This is a genomic window from Streptomyces akebiae (assembly GCF_019599145.1).
In the GTDB taxonomy this organism is placed as follows: Bacteria; Actinomycetota; Actinomycetes; order Streptomycetales; family Streptomycetaceae; genus Streptomyces; species Streptomyces akebiae.
This window is the reverse complement of sequence record NZ_CP080647.1, coordinates 8,297,685-8,318,481: the sequence shown is the minus strand read 5'-3', so window position 1 is coordinate 8,318,481 and position 20,797 is coordinate 8,297,685. Positions and strand designations below refer to the sequence as shown.

Sequence of the window (20,797 nt, the reverse complement as noted above, 5' to 3'; positions counted from 1 at the left end):
GTCGATGCTATGCCGTCACCGGGGCGCGTTCCGCCCCGGCACCCCCTCTGTTTTCCCCGGCGTCGCACCAGGCACACGGGTGTCGGCGGGTGCGGTGTCGGTCGGCGGTCGTACGGGGCCGTGGCTGTCACTGTCAGTGGTGGGCCGTATGGTCTGTGGTCATGGAAACCAGCACCGACGGCACCCCCGCCGTTCCCGTGGGTGGCGAGGGCGAGCGCCCTGCCGTGCGGGCCGCCGCGCCGCCTGCCTCGCTGTCGCCGTCGCGCGCCAGCGACTTCATGCAGTGCCCGCTGCTGTACCGGTTCCGGGTGATCGACCGGCTGCCGGAGAAGCCGAGCGAGGCGGCGACCCGCGGCACGCTGGTGCACGCGGTGCTGGAGAGACTCTTCGACGCGCCGGCGGCCGAGCGGACGGCTCCGCGGGCGAGGTCGTTGGTGCCCGGACAGTGGGACCGGCTGCGGGAGAGCAGGCCGGAGGTCGGGGAGCTGTTCGCGGACGACGCCGAGGGTGAGCGGCTGGCGCGCTGGCTGGCGGAGGCCGAGCGGCTGGTGGAGCGCTGGTTCACGCTGGAGGACCCGACGCGGTTGGAGCCCGCCGAGCGGGAGTTGTTCGTGGAGGCGGAGCTGGAGTCGGGGCTCAGACTGCGCGGGATCATCGACCGGGTCGACGTGGCGCCCACCGGCGAGGTGCGGATCGTCGACTACAAGACGGGCAAGGCGCCGCGACCGGAGTACGCCGAGGGCGCGTTGTTCCAGATGAAGTTCTACGCGCTGGTGGTGTGGCGGCTGAAGCAGGTGGTGCCGCGCCGTCTTCAGCTGGTCTATCTCGGCAGCGGTGATGTGCTGACGTACGACCCCGTGGTCGCCGATCTGGAGCGGGTGGAGCGCAAGCTGCTGGCGCTGTGGGAGGCGATCCGGCTGGCCACGGAGAGCGGTGACTGGCGGCCGCGGCCGACGAAGCTGTGCGGCTGGTGCGATCACCAGGCGGTGTGCCCGGAGTTCGGCGGCACTCCCCCGCCGTACCCCCTCCAGGTGAGGTCACCGGAGTCGGCCGGTGAGGAGCAGGGCAGAATGGGGCCGGACTAGCCGAAGGAGATTTTCGTGGCCATCCGCGTCCTACTGGTCGACGACCAGCCGCTGCTGCGTACCGGGTTCCGGATGATTCTGGAGGCGGAGCAGGACCTCGCGGTCGTCGGGGAGGCCGGGGACGGCCTCCAGGCGATCGACCAGGTGCGGGCGCTGCAGCCCGATGTGGTTCTGATGGACATCCGGATGCCCCGGATGGACGGCGTGGAGGCGACCCGTCAGATCACCGGGCCCGGGCGGGACGGTCCGGCCAAGGTGCTGGTGCTGACCACGTTCGATCTGGACGAGTACGTGGTCGAGGCGCTGCGGGCGGGGGCCAGCGGATTCCTGTTGAAGGACGCACCGGCCAATGAGTTGGTGCAGGCGATCCGGGTGGTGGCGAACGGGGAGGCGATGCTCGCGCCGAGCATCACACGTCGGCTGCTCGACAAGTACGCGGTGCATCTGCCGTCGGGCGAGGAGCCGGTGCCGGACACGCTGCACACGCTGACGGACCGTGAGGTCGAGGTACTGAAGCTGGTGGCCCGGGGGTTGTCGAACGCGGAGATCGCCGCCGATCTGTTCGTCAGCGAGACCACGGTGAAGACCCATGTGGGCCATGTGCTGACGAAGTTGGGGCTGCGGGACCGGGTGCAGGCGGCGGTGTACGCGTACGAGAGCGGGCTGGTGCGCCCCGGCGCGCAGTAGACGACGGGCCCCGCACGGACATCGGGCTCCGGCGTACGCACCGAGGGCGCTCCCTTCTTGTGGAAGGGGGCGCCCTCGGTCGTACGGGGCCGTGGTGTCGGCCCGTGCTCGTGTCAGCCCTTGCTGATCTCCCAGAAGCGGAAGACGGTCGAGGCGTCCAGGCAGTACTCCAGTCCGTAGACGTCGTCGCGGACGACGGCGTACTGCTTGGCCTGCCAGACGGGGATGAGCGGGATGTCGGTGGCGACGATGTTCTGGAGTTCGGCGTACTCCTTCTCCGTGGAGGAGCGCTCGCTCTCGGCGGCGGTCTTCGTCAGGAGTTCACCGGTGATGGTGGCGTTGCTGTAGTTGTTGTCCAGCACGTTGCCCTTGCCGAAGAAGGGGCCGGTGAAGTTGTCGGGGTCCGGGTAGTCGGGGACCCAGCCCTTCACGTAGACGCCGTACTTGCCGGCGGCGATGTCCTTCTCGTAGCGGTCGAAGGGGACGGACTTCACGTCGGCGTCGAACAGTCCGCTGTCGTTGAGCTGCTTGGCGACGGCCTCCAACTCCTCGTCGGTGGAGGGGCCGTAGCGCGACGGCGTGGACCAGAGGGTCAGTTCGACCTTGTCGTCGATGCCGTCGGCGCGGAGCGCGGCCTCGGCCTTCGCCTTGGAGGGGCGGGCGCCGTAGGTGTCGAAGAAGGCCGTGTTGTGGCCGGTGATGCCCGCCGGGATGATCGAGTAGAGCGGGGTGGCGGTGCCCTGGTAGACCTCGTCGACGAGGGCCTCACGGTCGAGGAGGTAGGCGATGGCCTGGCGGACGCCGAGCTTGCCGGTGACCGGGTCGTCCATGTTGAAGACGAGGTGCTGGACCTCGGCGCCGGTGCCGTCGACGATCTCGACGCCGCTGGCGGTGGAGGTGTCGGTCTCGATGTCGGAGATGTCGGAGGCGCTGAGTCCGCGGTAGGTGAGGTCGAGGTCGCCCTCCATCAGGGCTTTCTTCAGGGCGTCCTGGTCGCCGTGGAAGAACTTGAGGGTCACACCGCTGTTCTCGACGTCGGCGCTGCCCTGGTAGTTCTCGTTGACGGTGAAGACGGCCTCGTCCTCGCCGAAGGATTCCAGCTTGTAGGGGCCGGAGCCGACCGCTTCGCCGTCCTCGCGGAGGCCGTCGGCGTCGTAGGAGCTCTCGTCGACGATCGAGCCGGCGCCGGAGGCGATCTTGCTGGGGAAGGTGGCGTCGGCGTACTTGAGGTCGAAGCGGACGGTCTTGTCGTCCGGGGTCTCGACCTTGTCGAGCATGGGGAACATGATCGCGGGGCCGGCGTCGTCGTTGATCTTCAGCATGCGGTCGAAGGAGAACTTGACGTCCTTCGCGGTGAGCGCCTCACCGTTGCTGAACTTCAGGCCGTCCTTGAGGGTGCACTCGTAGACCGTGGTGCCTCCGGCCTCGAAGGAGCACTCCTTGGCGAGGTCCGGCTCGGGCTCGGTGGCGCCGTTGGGGAAGCTCAGCAACGACTGGAAGACGTTGTTGAAGAGCAGCCAGGATCCGGGGTCGTAGCCGGAGGCGGGGTCGGTGGCCAGGACGTCGTCGGACATTCCCATCACGACGTTGGAACCGGAGTCCCCGGATCCCCCCGAGCCGGAGCCACAACCGGTCAGCAGGCCGGCGGCAAGCCCTGTCGCGATGGTCAGGACGGGCCACTGGGTGCGTATGTTCACGTATGGATGCCTTGTGTCGTCGGGTGCATTGCGGGCGCTCCGGCTCCCCCGAGGCCGAACGGCCTCTGACCGGAGGGGTGGTGAGGTCCGGTCAGTCGCTTCTGCCGCGGCCCAGCTCCCAGAGCTGGAGCGTGGAGGCGGCGTTGAGGGCGTACTCGGCTCCGGTGACGTCGTCGCGGGCGGCGACGTACTGGTTGCCCTGCCACAGCGGCAGGATCGGCACGTCGTCGGCGACGATGTCCTGGATGCCGACGAGGCTCTCCGAGGCGGAGAGACGGTCGGCCGCGCGACGGGACTCGGGGATCAGCTTGCGGCGGATCTCGCTGTTCGCGTAGGGCGAGCCGAGGAAGTTGTCCTTGTCGAGGAAGGGCGCGAGGTAGTTGTCGGCGTCGGGGAAGTCCGGGAACCAGCCCATGCCGTAGACCGCGTACTCGCCCTCCTGCTCGGCGGGGCGGAACGTGGACCAGGGGGCGCCCTTGATGGTGACGTCGAACAGGCCGCTGTCGTCGAGCTGCTTCTTCAGCAGCTCGAACTCCTTCTTCGTGGCGGAGCCGTAGTGGTCGGTCGTGTAGTGGAGGGTCAGCTTCACCGGTGCGGTGACGCCGGCCGTCTCCAGGGTCGACTTCGCCTTGGCCACGTTCGGTTCGCCGTACTTGTTGAAGAACGAGTTGGAGTGTCCGGTGATCCCCGCGGGGACCAGGGAGAAGAGGGGTTCGGCCTGGGAGCCGTACACCTTGGAGACCAGCTCGCCCCGGTCGACGACCTCGGCCATGGCCCGGCGGACGGCGGCGCTCCTGACCGGCGAGGCGTCGGTGTTGAAGGCGAGGTAGCGGATCTCCAGGCCGGCGGACTCGATGACGTCGATGTCGCTGTCGGCCGCGGCGGAGAGCTCGGTGATCTGCTTCGGGGTCATGGTGCGGGTCATGAGGTCGATGTCGCCGTTCTTCAGGGCGTCGCCCATGGCCTCGGCGCTCGCGAAGGAACGGAGCTCGACCTTGTCGTTCTTCGGGTCCAACTGCCCCTTGTAGTTGGGGTTCTTGGTGAACACGGCCCGGACCAGCTCGTTGTTCTCGACCTCGGCGTCCAGGGTGTACGGGCCGGAGCCGTCGACCTGGAAGCCGTCGCGCAGCCCGTCCTTGTCGTAGTCGTCCGGGTTGACGATGCCGGCGACGGGGGTGGACAGCTTGTACGGGAGGGTCGCGTCGGGGCTGTTGAGGTGGAAGATCACCTCGTTGTCGCCCTTGGTCTCGACGAGGTCGATGGTGGACAGCAGGGCGAAGACACCGCTGTCGGCCTTGAGGGAGCGGGCTCGGTCGATGGAGAACTTCACGTCCTCGGCGGTGATCGGGTCGCCGTTCGCGAACTTCAGACCGTCGCGCAGGGTGCAGGCGTAGCGCTCGTTGCCGGTGTCGGTGAAGGAGCAACTGGAGGCGGCCTCGGGCTCCGGTTCGCCGTCGCCGCGCGGCTGGACCAGGAGGGTCTGCACGGTCTGGCGGAGGATGTTCCAGGTGCCGACGTCGTACGCGTAGGCCGGGTCGATCGGGGCCGGGGCCTGCTCGGAGGCGGTGAACTGGTCGGTGGTGCCGACGACGATCGCGTCACCGCTGCCGCCCGCGCTGTCGGTGGCACCGCAGGCGGCGAGTACCGGGGTGAGCAGACCGATCACGGCCGGCAGCACCAAGGTCTTGCGGTTCATGCTCGTTGGTTCTCCAGAGCTGTGGTCCAAGACGGGTGCTGGCGGGGTGGTGCGAGCGCGTCCCGGGAAGTACGGCGATGTTCTCGCGACGAGATTAGCCCGCACCGCCAGAGGGGCCCGCGCACACCGGAGTTGAGTTCCCATCACGCTGCGGAACCGGGCATGGACGCAAACGGTGTAGTGCCCACGGAATGTTTGGGGCACGCTTCACCAATCCGGACACAAAGGCGCGCCGGACACCCCCGAACACGGGATTCAGGGGTGTTGAGCGGCCACCCCGGGGGCCCCGGGAAGTGGTCAACGTCACAGGTGAAAAGGTATTCCCCTGTGCGGGAATTCAATCATCGCGGCCCGTCGAATTCCCCGCCGCGGGGCCGTACGAGCGATCTTGGAATTCCTTGCGTTTTCAATTGGCCGTGATCGCCAGCAGGCCGCGCAGAAAGGGCAGGTCGACCTCTTCCAGCGAGGTCACGACGGTGCGCCGTACGGCGGGGGCGATGGGTGCCACGGACGGGACGGCGACCACGTGGCAGCCGGCGGCCTCCGCGGCGGCGACACCGGTGGCGGTGTCCTCGATGACCGCGCACCGGGCCGGATCCGCGCCGAGACCGGAGGCCGCGAGCAGGTAGGGGTCGGGGAACGGCTTGGTCCGCTCGACCTCGTCGCCGGCGACGGTCAGCGCGAAGTGCTGGGGGCCCAGAGAGGTCAGGACGCGGTCGATGATGCGCCGGTGCGAGGCGGAGACCAGGGCGGTGGGGACGCCGTGGGTGGCGAGTTCAGCGAGGAGTCTGGAGGCGCCGGGCATCAGCGGCAGTGTGCGCCCGATGCGCGCCTCGAAGCCGTCGTTGAGCAGCACGGTGAGCTCGGGGAGGGTGATGTCGGCGCCGGTGGCCTCGATCAGGAAGCCCGCGCTGCGGGTCATGGGTCCGCCGACCACGACATGGCGCCAGGAGTCGTCGAGGGCGTGTCCGAGGCCGGCGAAGACCTCGACCTCCACGTCCCACCAGAAGCCCTCGGTGTCCACCAGGGTGCCGTCCATGTCGAGGAGCACGGCTTGGAGCGCCGAGCCTTCGGCCGTACGGGTTCCTGGCGCGGGAATCGTCGTGGTCATCCGGCGCACCTCCTTGTGGGACGAGCAGGCCGGTTCCCGGATGGGGAACCGGCCTGCGGTGGACCGACCAGTCTACGACGCCGCGCGGGGAAGCGCCCTTCGGTGAGCCCGAGCCCCTGGGCGGCGCGTTACCTCGCGTTGAAGTACTTCGCCTCGGGGTGGTGGATCACGATCGCGTCGGTGGACTGTTCGGGGTGTAGCTGGAACTCCTCCGAGAGCTGGACGCCGATCCGCTCGGGCTCCAGCAGCTGCGCGATCTTGGCGCGGTCCTCCAGGTCGGGGCAGGCGCCGTAGCCGAGGGAGAAGCGGGCGCCCCGGTACTTGAGGTCGAACATGTCCTCGATCGCGGCCGGGTCCTCCCCGGCGAAGCCCAGCTCCGAGCGGACACGCGCGTGCCAGTACTCGGCGAGGGCTTCGGCCAACTGCACGGACAGGCCGTGGAGTTCGAGGTAGTCCCGGTAGGAGTTGGCCTCGAAGAGCTTGGCGGTCTCCTCGCCGATGCGGGAGCCGACGGTGACGACCTGGAGGCCGACCACGTCGATCTCGCCGGACTCCTCGGGGCGGAAGAAGTCGGCCAGGCACAGTCGGCGGCCACGGCGCTGGCGCGGGAAGGAGAACCGGGTCCGTTCGTTGCCGTCGTCGTCCAGGATGATCAGGTCGTCGTCCTTGGACACACAGGGGAAGTAGCCGTAGACGACGGCCGCCTCCAGCAGGTTCTCGGTCTGGAGCTTGTCCAGCAGGCCGCGCAGCCGGGGCCGGCCCTCGGTCTCGACGAGCTCGTCGTAGGTCGGGCCGTCGCCGGTGCGGGCCTGCTTGAGGCCCCACTGCCCCTTGAAGAGGGCGCCCTCGTCCAGCCAGGACGCGTACTCCTTGAGCTGGATGCCCTTGACCACGCGCGTGCCCCTGAACGGGGGCGTGGGCACGGGGTTGTCGGTGGCGACGTCGGAGCGGACGTGGCCCTCCTCGGGGCGGTCCTCGACGACGGTGGCCGCTGCCGTGGCCCGTACCCGGCGCTGGCGCAGCTCGGGCAGTTGCGCGCCGGGGACACCGCGCTTGACGCCGATGAGGGCGTCCATCAGGCGCAGGCCCTCGAAGGCGTCGCGGGCGTAGCGGACCTCGCCCTCGTAGATCTCGTGCAGGTCCTGCTCGACGTAGGCGCGGGTGAGGGCGGCGCCGCCGAGGATGACGGGGTAGTCGGCCGCCAGGCCGCGCTGGTTCAGCTCCTGAAGGTTCTCCTTCATGATCACTGTGGACTTGACCAGGAGGCCCGACATGCCGATGACGTCGGCGCGGTGCTCGGCGGCGGCGTCCAGGATCGCGGAGACCGGCTGCTTGATGCCGAGGTTGACGACGTTGTAGCCGTTGTTGGACAGGATGATGTCGACGAGGTTCTTGCCGATGTCGTGCACGTCGCCGCGGACGGTCGCGAGGACGATGGTGCCCTTGCCCTCGTCGTCCGACTTCTCCATGTGCGGCTCCAGGTGGGCCACGGCGGTCTTCATGACCTCGGCGGACTGGAGCACGAACGGCAGCTGCATCTGGCCGGAGCCGAAGAGCTCACCGACGACCTTCATGCCGTCCAGGAGGGTGTCGTTGACGATGTCGAGGGCGGCGCGGGTCTGGAGGGCCTCGTCGAGGTCGGCCTCCAGACCGTTCTTCTCGCCGTCGATGATGCGGCGCTTGAGGCGCTCCTCCAGCGGCAGGGCCGCCAACTCCTCGGCCTTGCCCGCCTTCAGGGACTTGGCGGTGGCGCCCTCGAACAGCGCCATCAGCTTCTGCAGCGGGTCGTAACCCTCGGCGCGGCGGTCGTGGATGAGGTCGAGGGCCGTGCGCACCTCCTCCTCGCTGAAGCGGGCGATGGGGAGGATCTTGGAGGCGTGGACGATGGCGGAGTCGAGGCCGGCCTTCACGCACTCGTCGAGGAAGACGGAGTTGAGGAGGATGCGGGCGGCCGGGTTCAGGCCGAAGGAGATGTTCGACAGGCCGAGGGTGGTCTGGACGTCCGGGTGTCGGCGCTTGAGTTCGCGGATCGCCTCGATGGTGGCGATGCCGTCCCCCCGGGACTCCTCCTGGCCCGTGCAGATGGTGAAGGTCAGGGTGTCGATGAGGATGTCCGACTCGTGGATGCCCCAGTTGCCGGTGAGGTCGTCGATGAGCCGTTCGGCGATCTCGACCTTCTTCTCCGGGGTGCGGGCCTGGCCCTCCTCGTCGATGGTGAGCGCGATCAGCGCGGCGCCGTGCTCCTGCGCGAGGCGGGTCACCTTGGCGAAGCGGGACTCGGGGCCGTCGCCGTCCTCGTAGTTGACGGAGTTGATGACGGCCCGCCCGCCGAGCTTCTCCAACCCGGCCCGGATGACGTCCACTTCGGTGGAGTCCAGGACGATGGGCAGGGTGGAGGCGGTGGCGAACCGGCCGGCGAGTTCGGCCATGTCGGCGACGCCGTCGCGGCCCACGTAGTCGACGCAGAGGTCGAGCATGTGGGCGCCCTCGCGGATCTGGTCGCGGGCCATCTCCACACAGTCGTCCCAGCGGGCCTCCAGCATGGCCTCGCGGAACTTCTTCGAGCCGTTGGCGTTCGTGCGCTCGCCGATGGCCATGTACGCGGTGTCCTGGCGGAAGGGCACACTCTGGTAGAGGGAGGCGGCGCCGGGCTCGGGGCGCGGTTCGCGGGCGGTGGGGGCGAGGTCCCGGACCCGCTCGACGACCTGGCTCAGGTGCTCGGGGGTGGTGCCGCAGCAGCCGCCGACCAGGGACAGGCCGTACTCGCGGACGAAGTTCTCCTGCGCGTCCGCCAGCTCCGGAGCGGTCAGCGGGTAGTGGGCGCCGTCCTTGGTCAGTACCGGCAGTCCGGCGTTGGGCATGCAGGAGAGCTGGATGCGGGAGTGGCGGGCCAGATGACGCAGGTGTTCGCTCATCTCGGCGGGGCCGGTCGCGCAGTTCAGGCCGATCATGTCGATGCCGAGCGGCTCCAGCGCGGTCAGCGCGGCGCCGATCTCGGAGCCGAGGAGCATGGTGCCGGTCGTCTCGACCGTCACCGAGACGATCAGGGGGACGTCGTATCCGGCCGTCTCCATCGCGCGGCGGGCGGCGATGACGGATGCCTTGGTCTGCAGCAGGTCCTGGGTGGTCTCCACCAGGAGCGCGTCGGCGCCGCCGGCCAGCAGGCCCTCGGCGTTCTGCTGGTACGCGTCACGGATGGCGGTGAAGGTGGTGTGGCCGAGGGTGGGCAGCTTGGTGCCGGGGCCGATGGAGCCGAGCACCCAGCGCTGCCGTCCGTCGCGGGCGGCGTACTCGTCGGCCGTCTCGCGGGCGATGCGGGCGCCGGCCTCGGACAGCTCGGCGGTGCGCTCGGGGATGTCGTACTCGCCCAGTGCGGTGAGGTTGGCGCCGAAGGTGTTGGTCTCCACGCAGTCCACGCCCGCGTCGAAGTACGCGGCGTGCACCGAGCGGACGATGTCGGGACGGGTGACGTTGAGGACCTCGTTGCAGCCCTCCAGCTGCTGGAAGTCCTCCAAGGTGGGGTCCTGCGCCTGGAGCATCGTGCCCATCGCGCCGTCGGCGACCACCACACGGGTGGCGAGGGCCTGGCGGAGGGCCTCGGATCGGGCCCGGCCTGCGGCGGCGGACGTGAGGGACGTGTTCGGCGACGAGGCCATGGAGGTGCTCCCTGGAGTGCGACGGCTGTCGGCTTTGCGCCTTCCCACGGAAGACGCACGCCGCAAGCCTAGCCCGGAGCGGCGCGGATGGTCAGGGGCGTCCACGAGGCGGACCGGCGTGGCGTACACGCTCGGGTGCGGTTTACTCCGACGACGAGAACAACGACGGACACCACTCCGGCACCCTTCGGACACCCCTCGGCCACATGAGCGCCCCGCGGGCACCGTACGGACACCGGACGGACACGAGAACGCCATCGCACGGCGCGCGTGGCCGAAAAGCTAGTGACGGCCATTAGCGGGAGGTCGGCAACGACCGGTAGTGTTCGACATTGCCGAACGATGGTAGTTCAGTCGCGTACGGCGGCCGAAGGGGACGGAGGCAGGACGGCGATGGCACGGAACATCCAGTCGCTCGAACGGGCGGCCGCGATGCTGCGCCTGCTCGCGGGCGGCGAACGGCGGCTCGGCCTGTCGGACATCGCCTCGTCACTGGGCCTCGCCAAGGGCACCGCCCACGGCATACTGCGCACGCTCCAGCAGGAGGGCTTCGTCGAACAGGACGACGCCTCGGGGCGCTACCAGCTGGGGGCCGAGCTGCTGCGACTGGGGACCACGTACCTCGATGTGCACGAGCTGCGGGCGCGCGCCCTGGTCTGGACGGACGACCTGGCCCGCTCCAGCGGCGAGAGCGTGCACCTGGGGGTGCTGCACCAGCAGGGCGTGCTGATCGTGCACCACGTGTTCCGGCCCGACGACAGCCGGCAGGTCCTGGAGATAGGCGCCATGCAGCCGCTGCACTCCACGGCCCTGGGCAAGGTCCTGTCGGCCTACGACCCGGTGGCACACAGCGAGGTGCTGGAGAGTGAGCGCAAGGCGTTCACCGACCGGACCGTGCACGCGCTGGCCGACTTCGAGGGCGTCCTGGACATCACCCGCGCGCGTGGGTACGCGGCCGACGTCGAGGAGACCTGGGAGGGCGTGGCGTCCATCGCCGCCCCCATCCACGACCGGCGGCGGATGCCCGTCGGCGCGGTCGGCATCACGGGCGCCGTGGAGCGGCTGTGCCGCGACGGCGAGCTGCGCCCCGAGCTGATCGCGGCCGTACGGGACTGCGCCCGCGCGGTCTCGCGGGACCTGGGCGCCGGGCGGTTCTGACCGCCCGCCCCCGACACGGCGAAGGCCGGGACACCTCACGGTGTCCCGGCCTTCGCCGTGCGCGCGTGTTCCTTTAGCAGGTACCTCAAGATCGTCGGGCCTGTTCGATCAATAACGATCGCGTTTTCGACAACCAGGCTCTTGACGTGCCCGTAACGCCGGAGCAAGACTCCCGTCCATCGGTCGACATTGTCGAACACCTACCGGCAATACGCGCTAGAGTGTGACAACGCCACGGGCCGAACTCTTTCCCCTGGACGAAGGACAAAGGAGTCGCGGGTGTCCAGCTCCGACATCTTCATCGGCGAGACCATCGGTACCGCCATACTCATCCTGCTCGGCGGCGGCGTCTGCGCGGCCGTCACGCTGAAGGCCTCCAAGGCCCGTAACGCCGGTTGGCTCGCCATCACCTTCGGGTGGGGTTTTGCCGTTCTCACCGCCGTCTACACCTCCGCGCCGCTCTCCGGCGCCCACCTGAACCCGGCCGTGACCCTCGCGCTCGCCCTGAAGAAGGACGGCATCGAGTGGGGCGACGTCCCGATCTACTGGGGCGGGCAGCTGCTCGGCGCCATGATCGGTGCCGCCCTGGTCTGGATCGCCTACTACGGACAGTTCCACGCGCACCTCACCGACGAGGAGATCGTCGGTGACGAGGAGACGCGGGCCAAGGTCAAGTCGGTCGAGGCCCGGGAGAAGGCAGCCGGCCCCGTGCTCGGCATCTTCTCCACCGGTCCCGAGGTCCGCAACGCGGTCCTGAACATCGCCACCGAGGTCATCGGCACCGTCGTACTGGTGCTGGCGGTCCTCACGCAGGGTCTCAACGACTCCGGCAAGGGCCTCGGCACCCTCGGTGCCCTGATCACCGCGCTCGTCGTGGTCTCCATCGGTCTGTCCCTCGGTGGCCCGACCGGTTACGCGATCAACCCGGCCCGTGACCTCGGTCCGCGCATCGTGCACGCCCTGCTGCCCCTGCCCAACAAGGGCGGGTCGGACTGGAGCTACGCCTGGGTCCCGGTGGTCGGCCCGCTGATCGGTGCCGCCGTCGCCGCAGGCCTCTACAACGTCGCATTCGTCTGAGAAACCCATCGAGCCGCCGTTCCGCGGGCCCGTCTCGCGGAACGCTCAGCACGCGCCGTACGTACAGCCCGTTGACCAGTTGACCTTTCAGGAGCACACCGTGACCGACGCCCACACCGCCGGCCCCTTCATCGCCGCGATCGACCAGGGCACGACCTCTTCCCGCTGCATCGTCTTCGACCGCGACGGACGCATCGTCTCCGTCGACCAGAAGGAGCACGAGCAGATCTTCCCGAAGCCGGGCTGGGTCGAGCACGACGCCACCGAGATCTGGACGAACGTCCAGGAGGTCGTCGCCGGGGCCATCGAGAAGGCCGGCATCACCCGCGACGACATCAAGGCCATCGGCATCACCAACCAGCGCGAGACCACGCTGCTCTGGGACAAGAACACCGGTGAGCCCGTCCACAACGCCATCGTCTGGCAGGACACCCGCACCGACGCCCTCTGCCGCGAGCTCGGCCGCAACGTCGGCCAGGACCGCTTCCGCCGCGAGACCGGTCTGCCGCTGGCCTCGTACTTCGCCGGCCCGAAGGCCCGCTGGCTGCTCGACAACGTCGAGGGCCTGCGCGAGCGCGCCGAGGCCGGCGACATCCTCTTCGGCACCATGGACAGCTGGGTCATCTGGAACCTGACGGGCGGTGTCGACGGCGGCCACCACGTCACCGACGTCACCAACGCCTCCCGCACCATGCTGATGAACCTGCACACGCTGGAGTGGGACGAGAAGATCGCCGAGTCCATCGGCGTCCCGCTGTCGATGCTCCCGGAGATCCGCTCCTCCGCCGAGGTCTACGGCGAGGTCACCGGCGGCAGGCTCGGCGAGCTGCTCGGCGGCATCCCGGTCGCCTCCGCGCTCGGCGACCAGCAGGCGGCCCTGTTCGGCCAGACCTGTTTCGCCGAGGGCGAGGCCAAGTCCACCTACGGCACCGGCACGTTCATGCTGCTGAACACCGGCGAGAAGATCATCAACTCCTACAGCGGCCTGCTGACCACGGTCGGCTACCGGATCGGCGACCAGAAGCCGGTCTACGCCCTGGAGGGCTCGATCGCCGTCACCGGTTCGCTGGTGCAGTGGATGCGCGACCAGATGGGCCTCATCTCCACCGCCGCCGAGATCGAGACGCTGGCGCTCTCGGTCGAGGACAACGGCGGCGCGTACTTCGTGCCGGCCTTCTCCGGTCTGTTCGCCCCGTACTGGCGCTCCGACGCCCGCGGTGTGATCGCCGGTCTGACCCGGTACGTCACCAAGGCGCACCTCGCGCGCGCCGTCCTGGAGGCCACCGCCTGGCAGACCCGTGAGATCACGGACGCCATGACCAAGGACTCGGGCGTCGAGCTCGCGGCCCTCAAGGTCGACGGCGGCATGACCTCCAACAACCTGCTGATGCAGACCCTCTCCGACTTCCTGGACGCCCCCGTGGTCCGTCCGATGGTCGCCGAGACCACCTGCCTCGGCGCCGCCTACGCCGCCGGTCTCGCCGTCGGCTTCTGGACCAGCACCGACGACCTGCGCGCCAACTGGCGTCGGGCCGCCGAGTGGACCCCCCGTATGGACGCGGAGACCCGCGACCGTGAGTACAAGAGCTGGCTCAAGGCCGTCGAGCGGACCATGGGCTGGATCGAGGACGAGAGCTGAGTCAGGGGCCCACGAAGGCTCCGTCCACCGGCTCTGATGAGGAGTAAGAACCCGACATGACCAGTCAGACCACCCTGCAGACCCTGCCTGCCCTGGGGACGCGCCCGGCGTCCGGCTCGAACCCGAGCCGTGCCGAGACCCGGGAGCAGCTCGCCAAGGCGTCGTACGACCTCCTCGTGATCGGCGGCGGCATCCTGGGCATCTCCACCGCCTGGCACGCCGCGCAGTCCGGGCTCAGGGTGGCCCTGGTCGACGCCGGCGACTTCGCCGGCGCCACCTCCTCCGCCTCCTCCAAGCTGCTCCACGGCGGTCTGCGCTATCTGCAGACCGGCGCGGTGAGGCTGGTGGCGGAGAACCACTTCGAGCGCCGTGCGGTCTCCCGCCAGGTGGCCCCCCACCTGGCGAACCCGCTCACGTTCTACCTCCCCGTGTACAAGGGCGGGCCACACGGCGCGGCAAAGCTCGGGGCGGGCGTCTTCGCCTACTCCGCGCTCTCCGCCTTCGGTGACGGCGTCGGCCACCTGCTCTCCCCCGCCAAGGCGGCGCAGGACGTGCCCGAGCTGCGCACCGACAACCTCAAGGCCGTCGCCGTGTACGGCGACGACCAGATGAACGACTCCCGGATGGCCCTGATGACGGTCCGCGCGGCCGTCGAGTCCGGCGCGGTGGTCCTGAACCACGCCGAGGTCACCGGGCTGCGCTTCACCAAGGGCCGGGTCACCGGTGCCGAGCTGCGCGACCGGCTCTCCGGCGACGAGTTCGGCGTCGACGCGCGGCTGGTGCTGAACGCGACCGGCCCGTGGGTCGACCACCTGCGCAGGATGGAGAACCCGCACGCGGCCCCGTCCATCCGTCTGTCCAAGGGCGCGCACCTGGTGCTGAAGCGGACCGCTCCCTGGAAGGCCGCGCTCGCCACCCCGATCGACAAGTACCGCATCACCTTCGCCCTCCCCTGGGAGGACATGCTGCTGCTCGGTACGACCGACGAGGTGTACGAGGGCGACCCGGCGGACGTCGCGGTCACCGAGCGGGACATATCCCAGATCCTGGACGAGGCCGCCTTCTCCATCCGCGACCAGCAGCTCTCCCGCGACCTCATCACCTACTCCTTCGCCGGTCTGCGGGTGCTGCCGGGCGGTCCCGGCGACACCGCCAAGGCCAAGCGGGAGACCGTCGTCACCGAGGGGCGGGGCGGCATGCTGTCCGTCGCGGGCGGCAAGTGGACGACGTTCCGGCACATCGGCCGCACCATCATGAAGAAGCTGGAGGCGCTGCCCGGGCACCCGCTGGGCGAGGACTTCGAGCCGGTCTCGTCGCTGCCGAAGAAGCTGCCGCTGCCGGGTGTCGCCAACCCGCGCGCGGTCGCCCACCGGCTGCTGGTGGACCGTCCGGCGCCGGGCCCGCGGATGGGCGCCGACACGGCACGGCACCTGGCCACGCACTACGGTTCGCTCGCCTTCGACATCGCCCGCCTCGCCAACGAGAACCCCGAGCTGGGCGAGCGGGTCCACCCCGACGCGCCCGAGATCTGGGCGCAGGTCGTCTACGCCCGCGACACCGAGTGGGCCGAGACGGCCGACGACGTCCTGCGCCGCCGGACGACGCTGACGATACGGGGCCTGGCGACGGACGAGGTCCGCGCGAAGGTCCAGGACCTGCTCGACAAGAAGTAACCGGATTTCGGCGCCGGCCCCTCCCCTGACCGGGGCCGGCGCCGAGAGGGTCGGCCCCTTCCGCTCTGGGGCCGGACCACGGCATGGGGCGGCTCCCTCGACGGAGCCGCCCCTTGTCGTCGGCCCGGTTGTCGGTGCCGGGTGCTTTCATGACCGCATGGACATCGATCACGCCGACCCCGCCGAACTGGCCGCCCTGCGCGCGGCCTTCGCCGTCGACGACGGCGGGGAGCAGGCGCTCGGCTGGGACGCCGTGCGCGCCTTCGAGGCGGAACACTCGGTGGTGCTCCCCGATCCGTAGTCGCTGCCGCCCGAGTACCCGGCCGCCTCCGCCCCCCGAGGCGGTCCTCGCGCTTCGACGCAACGGTGCCGCCGGCGAGGTGGGAGCGCCGCACGATCGGGGCATCGTAAGGACGAGGGCGGCCTTCCAGGCCGGCCTCGTCCCCGCTCGACACGTACGACGGTGCCGGGCTCGCGGCCATCGGGAGGGAGCTGCCGCGCGGGGCGGTCGTGTCGCCGGAGGCAGCGCGCCGGCCGGCCGAGGAGTACGGGGTCGGGGGATTCGGGTACGCGGGGACCGGATCCGGGGGAGACGGGTTCGAGGGGGACGCCGTGTGAGCGAGCACGTCGATCTGCTGGTCCACGGCGGTGACGTCCTGACGGTCGACGAGGCCGGGACTCTTGTGCGGGACGGGGCGGTCGCCGTCCGGGACGGCGGGATCGTCGCGGTCGGACGGGCGGAGGAGCTCCGTACGGCCTGCACGCCTGCCGCGAGCCTGCACGCCGAGGGCTGTCTGGTGCTTCCCGGGCTCGTCAACGCCCACGCACACCTGGCGATGACCCTCCTGCGGGGCCGCGCGGACGACGTCACCCTCCAGGGGTTCCTGGAGCGGGTGCTGCGGTGGGAGGCGCGGCTGCTGTCGCCGAAGAACGTGGGGGCGGCGGTGCGGGTGGCGATCGCCGAGAGCCTGCGGGCCGGGGTGACGTCCGCGCTGGACATGTACTGGTTCCACGAGGCGGCCGAGCGGGTCGCGCGCGAGACGGGCTGGCGGCTGCACACGGGGCCGACCTTCATGGACGTCCCCGACCCCGCCGACGGCCGGGCGTACGGGGAACGGCTGGAGTGGGCGCGGCGGGACCTCGCCGACCGCTCCCACCGGCCGGGGACGCGCCCGGTGCTCTTCGCGCACTCGACGTACACACTCGACCCGGGCCAGCTGCTCGACATAGCCGCCCTGGCACGGGAGTTCGGGGCGCTGCTGCACATCCACGCGGCGGAGAACGCCACCGAGGTCGCCACGGTCCGGGCGCGGTACGGCAAGCGTCCGGTGGAACTGCTGGACTCGCTCGGGCTGCTCGGCCCCGATCTGCTGCTCGCCCACGCGGTCGACCTCACCGGCCCGGAGATCGCGGCGCTGGCCCGGACCGGGACCTCGGTCGCCCACTGCCCGGTGTCGAACCTGAAGCTGGGCTGCGGGATCGCGCCGGTGCCCCGGCTGCTGAGCGCGGGCGTCACGGTCGGGCTGGGCACGGACGGAGCGGTCAGCTCCAACACGCTGGACGTACTGGGGGCCGTACGGCAGGCGGCTCTGGTGCACAAGGCGGCCGGTGACCCGACGGCCGTCGGCGCGGAGCGTGCGGTGCGCATGGCGACGATCGAGGGGGCCCGAGCGCTGGGTCTCGGCGATCACCTGGGCTCCCTGGAGCCGGGCAAGCGGGCGGATCTGATCGTGCTCGACCTGGGCGGCCCGCATCTGCGGCCTCTGCACGACCCGTGGTCCACCCTCGCCTACGCGGCGCACTCGGCGGACGTACGCGACACCGTCGTCGAGGGCAGGGTGCTGATGCGGGAGCGGGTCCTCACCACTCTCGACGAGGCGGCGGCCCTGGCCGACCTGGAGGCTTTGGCCGATGGACACGGTGGAGCCCCCATAATGGCCTGATACATCGGATGTCTGAATGACCGGAACAACCGATATGACCGGCATGGCAGGTATGGCGGTCATGACAGGAACATCCGAAGCGACCAGAGCGACCGGAGCGACAGGGAGGGGACGCCATGGCAGTCACCGACGAGGCGATCGAGAAGATCAAGGGCATGATCGTCTCCGGCGCGCTGCGCCCCGGCGACCGGCTTCCGAAGGAGAGCGAACTCGCCGCCGATCTCGGGCTGTCCCGCAACTCCCTGCGCGAGGCGGTGCGCGCCCTGTCGCTGATCCGGATCCTGGACGTACGGCAGGGCGACGGCACCTATGTGACCAGCCTCGACCCCCAACTCCTGCTGGAGGCGCTGAGTTTCGTCGTCGACTTCCATCGCGACGACACGGTCCTGGAGTTCCTCGCCGTGCGCCGCATACTGGAGCCGGCGGCGACGGCGATGGCCGCCCTGAAGATCAGTGAGCAGCAACTGGACGCGCTGACGGCCCAGTTGGACAAGCTCGGCACCGATCCGTCGGTGGAGGAACTGGTCGCCTGCGACCTGGAGTTCCACCGGGGCATCGTGCGGACCTCCGGGAACTCCGTGCTCTGCTCGCTTCTCGACGGGCTGTCGGGGCCCACCACGCGGGCCCGCATCTGGCGCGGACTGACCCAGGAGGACGCCGTCAGCCGGACCCTGCACGAGCACCGCGCCATCCTGGCCGCCCTCCGCGACCGTGACGCCGACGCCGCACGCTCCTGGGCGACGGTGCACATCGCGAGCGTGGAGCAGTGGCTCCGATCGTCGCTGTGAGAAGTTGATCACCTGAGCCTCCGGCGGCCGACGCGTGTTTGAGTCGTGCGAACGGGGCAGTGATCCGTTCACTCCCCCGTGCAAGGGGGCTGCGGAGGCCCCCTCGGCACGCCGTAAGGTTGGGGCGTACGCGAGGGCACGTCGGAAGGAGGCGCTGGGTGATCGAGCTGGAGGGGGTTCCCGAGCTGATCGACCCAGTGATGGTGGCCGCGTTCGAAGGCTGGAACGACGCCGGCGACGCCGCCTCCACCGCGGTCGCGCATCTGGACCGGGAATGGAAGGGCGAGGTGTTCGCGGCGCTGGACGCCGAGGACTACTACGACTTCCAGGTGAACCGTCCCACGGTGTGGCTGGACGGCGGCGTACGGAAGATCACCTGGCCGACGACAAGGTTGTCGGTGGTCAGGGTCGGCGGCGACAAGCCCCGCGATCTCGTACTCGTCCGGGGGATCGAACCGTCGATGCGCTGGCGCTCGTTCTGCAACGAGCTGCTGGGCTTCGCCCATGAGCTGGGCGTGGAGCTGGTGGTCGTGCTGGGCGCGCTGCTCGGTGACACCCCGCACACGCGTCCGGTCCCGGTCAGCGGTGTCACGTCCGACCCGGACCTGGCGCAGCGGATGGATCTGGAGGAGACCAAGTACGAGGGGCCCACGGGCATCGTCGGCATCCTCCAGGAGGCGTGCACGCACGCAGGTGTCCCCGCGGTCTCGCTCTGGGCGGCGGTGCCGCACTACGTGTCGCAGCCGCCGAACCCGAAGGCGACGCTGGCCCTCCTGAACCGCCTGGAGGACCTCATCGACGTACGCATCCCACTGGGCGAGCTGCCCGAGGACGCGCGTGCCTGGCAGGTGGGCGTGGACCAGCTGGCGGCGGAGGACAGCGAGGTCGCCGAGTACGTGCAGACGCTGGAGGAGGCCCGGGACACGGCGGAGCTGCCGGAGGCGTCGGGCGAGGCGATCGCTCGCGAGTTCGAACGGTATCTGCGGCGTCGTGACGGCGGCCCCGGCGGCTCGGCCGGGGGGCACGCCACGGCCGACGGAGGCGACACGGGGCCCGGCGCGTGGAACCCGAAGGACAACCCCGGCGGGCGTACCCGGCCGCCGAAGCCGCCTCGCCCCGAGACGGAGGCAGAGGCTGAGCCCGAGGACGAGGATTCGTCGGACGACTGAGCCGTGGACCTGCCGCGGACGACGTGCCGCCGTGCGGGATCCGCACCGCGGACGACGTGCCGCCGTGCGGGATCCGCGGGCTCGTCGTGGCTGGTGACGGCCCTGCGGCGGGGCCACACATCGAGTACGGCCCCGCGCCCTGACAGGGCGCGGGACGCGCACCGGGTGCTCAGCGTTTGATCGCCACCACCGCGTAACTCGTCTCCGGGGTCGGGGGCGTGGTGAAGCGGGCGTTGGGCAGGTACAGGCGGTTCTTGTGGGCCGCGACCGTGGTCGGCACGTCGAAGTCGGCGTCGCTGAGACGGCCCTCGAAGATGCCCCTGCGGCCGTCGACGGAGAGCTGGAACACATCGATCGCGTTCTGCCGGTTCTGCACGACGTAGAGCCGCCGACCGAGGAGCAGCAGGCCGTCGCCGTTGGTGAGCGGGGCCGCGTCGCCCAGGTCGACCAGGGTCGTGGCTCCGGTCCTCGGGTTCACCCGGTGGAGACCACCGACGCCGGACTGGACGACGAGGAGGGCTTTGCCGTCCGGGGTGCGGGTGATCCCGTTGGCGTTGACGACCTCACCGGGGGTCTGGGTCCAGGCACCGCTCAGCGTGACCGTGACGACCTCCCCCGGGTCCGGCAGCCGGCCGTCGGGGCCGAGCGGCAGGGCGTACAGGGCGGGCTGGAACGAGTCGGTGAACCAGGCGACGCGCGGGGTGAGGAAGACGTCGTTGGCGAAGGTCGGCGTCTTGGCGGTGAGCGTGTACGACGCGACGATCTCGCCGGTACGGACGTCCACCACCCGGGCGCCCTGACCGCGCCCGGCGACGAACAGCCGCCCACGGTCGTCGAGTTTGAGCCCCACGGAGGGCGTCCCGGGGCCCGCCGAGATGATGCGGCCCGCGCCGGTGCGCAGGTCGGCGCGGTAGATCGAGCCGTCGCCGAGGGAGCCCAGGTAGGCGTAGGGTCCGCCGCCGATGGTGATGCCCTCGGGACGGAAGCCGTTCGGCAGGGGGATGACGTCGGGCCACGCGTCCTCGGAGGCCGAGCCGGTCGCGAAGGCGGCGGAGGCGGAGGCGGCGGAGGCCCCGACGAGCAGTGCGCCGGCGGTGGCGGCCGATGTCGTGAGGACTCTTCGCCGACTGAGGTGGGGGGCGGGGTGAGCGGAGGGGGATTGCGGGGGGAGCGGGGGTGCCACTGTGCGTCCCTTCCACGAAGGGACCGGCAGCTGGCCGGTCCGGCTTCAACTGACGTCTGTCACCCCATCACATGCCGACCCGCCCCGCAGCCCTTCGCCCCTCGACCGACAGCGCCTTGACAGCCCCGGGACGGCACGCGGCCGGATGGTGGAGGTCCGGCCGCCTCGGCCGATCAACTCCTGACCTGTCCCCCGTGAACTTCCCTCCGGGCACCGCGTCTTCGTGTCCGATGCG

At 70.3% G+C, this 20,797-nt stretch carries 15 protein-coding genes; 10 read left to right on the top strand and 5 right to left on the bottom strand.

Annotation, left to right across the window (positions count from 1 at the left end; translation table 11 throughout):
- The first annotated feature begins 161 nt into the window (after positions 1-161).
- Positions 162-1,085 carry a RecB family exonuclease gene (locus K1J60_RS36035; RefSeq protein ID WP_220649873.1) on the top strand — a complete coding sequence of 308 codons (924 nt, stop codon included), beginning with the start codon at positions 162-164 and terminating at the stop codon, positions 1,083-1,085.
- 15 nt (positions 1,086-1,100) lie between these two features.
- Positions 1,101-1,772 (top strand): response regulator, encoded by a 672-nt coding sequence (locus tag K1J60_RS36030; RefSeq protein ID WP_033531654.1) that lies wholly within the window; start codon positions 1,101-1,103, stop codon positions 1,770-1,772.
- 113 nt (positions 1,773-1,885) lie between these two features.
- Here the strand turns inward: K1J60_RS36030 and K1J60_RS36025 are convergent, their stop codons facing one another.
- The 4 genes from K1J60_RS36025 to metH form a co-directional block, all read right to left on the bottom strand.
- Entirely contained in the window at positions 1,886-3,469 is a 1,584-nt protein-coding gene (locus tag K1J60_RS36025; protein ID WP_220649872.1) for an ABC transporter substrate-binding protein, read from the bottom strand.
- Between the two features lie 91 nt (positions 3,470-3,560).
- Entirely contained in the window at positions 3,561-5,165 is a 1,605-nt protein-coding gene (locus tag K1J60_RS36020; protein WP_220649871.1) for an ABC transporter substrate-binding protein, read from the bottom strand.
- A gap of 406 nt (positions 5,166-5,571) precedes the next feature.
- Positions 5,572-6,276, bottom strand: coding sequence for an HAD family hydrolase (locus tag K1J60_RS36015; RefSeq protein ID WP_220649870.1), 705 nt, complete (start codon positions 6,274-6,276; stop codon positions 5,572-5,574).
- Between the two features lie 128 nt (positions 6,277-6,404).
- A complete protein-coding gene (metH, locus tag K1J60_RS36010; protein WP_220649869.1) occupies positions 6,405-9,932 on the bottom strand; it encodes a methionine synthase in 3,528 nt (1,175 codons plus the stop codon).
- A gap of 393 nt (positions 9,933-10,325) precedes the next feature.
- Here metH and K1J60_RS36005 point away from each other — a divergent pair, with 393 nt between their 5' ends.
- The 8 genes from K1J60_RS36005 (at position 10,326) to K1J60_RS35970 (ending at position 19,379) form a co-directional block, all read left to right on the top strand.
- Positions 10,326-11,090 (top strand): IclR family transcriptional regulator, encoded by a 765-nt coding sequence (locus K1J60_RS36005; RefSeq protein ID WP_033531649.1) that lies wholly within the window; start codon positions 10,326-10,328, stop codon positions 11,088-11,090.
- Between the two features lie 279 nt (positions 11,091-11,369).
- A complete protein-coding gene (locus K1J60_RS36000) occupies positions 11,370-12,167 on the top strand; it encodes an MIP/aquaporin family protein (RefSeq protein ID WP_220649868.1) in 798 nt (265 codons plus the stop codon).
- Between the two features lie 100 nt (positions 12,168-12,267).
- Positions 12,268-13,806: a glycerol kinase GlpK gene (glpK, locus tag K1J60_RS35995; protein WP_220649867.1), complete on the top strand. Its 1,539-nt coding sequence runs from the start codon at positions 12,268-12,270 to the stop codon at positions 13,804-13,806.
- Positions 13,807-13,862: 56 nt separating this feature from the next.
- Positions 13,863-15,479: a glycerol-3-phosphate dehydrogenase/oxidase gene (locus K1J60_RS35990; RefSeq protein WP_220649866.1), complete on the top strand. Its 1,617-nt coding sequence runs from the start codon at positions 13,863-13,865 to the stop codon at positions 15,477-15,479.
- Positions 15,480-15,636: 157 nt separating this feature from the next.
- Complete coding sequence (locus K1J60_RS35985) at positions 15,637-15,780, top strand: hypothetical protein (RefSeq protein ID WP_259408067.1); 144 nt, start codon at positions 15,637-15,639, stop codon at positions 15,778-15,780.
- 313 nt (positions 15,781-16,093) lie between these two features.
- The gene (locus tag K1J60_RS35980; RefSeq protein WP_220649865.1) at positions 16,094-17,422 is read left to right on the top strand and encodes an amidohydrolase; all 1,329 of its coding nucleotides are present in this window, start codon (positions 16,094-16,096) and stop codon (positions 17,420-17,422) included.
- Positions 17,423-17,538: 116 nt separating this feature from the next.
- On the top strand, positions 17,539-18,210 hold the full coding sequence (locus K1J60_RS35975; RefSeq protein WP_033531644.1) for a FadR/GntR family transcriptional regulator: 672 nt from the start codon (positions 17,539-17,541) through the stop codon (positions 18,208-18,210).
- A 158-nt stretch (positions 18,211-18,368) separates the two neighbouring features.
- A complete protein-coding gene (locus tag K1J60_RS35970) occupies positions 18,369-19,379 on the top strand; it encodes a PAC2 family protein (RefSeq protein ID WP_220649864.1) in 1,011 nt (336 codons plus the stop codon).
- Between the two features lie 169 nt (positions 19,380-19,548).
- Here the strand turns inward: K1J60_RS35970 and K1J60_RS35965 are convergent, their stop codons facing one another.
- Entirely contained in the window at positions 19,549-20,562 is a 1,014-nt protein-coding gene (locus K1J60_RS35965) for an SMP-30/gluconolactonase/LRE family protein (RefSeq protein ID WP_220649863.1), read from the bottom strand.
- Positions 20,563-20,797: the final 235 nt, after the last annotated feature.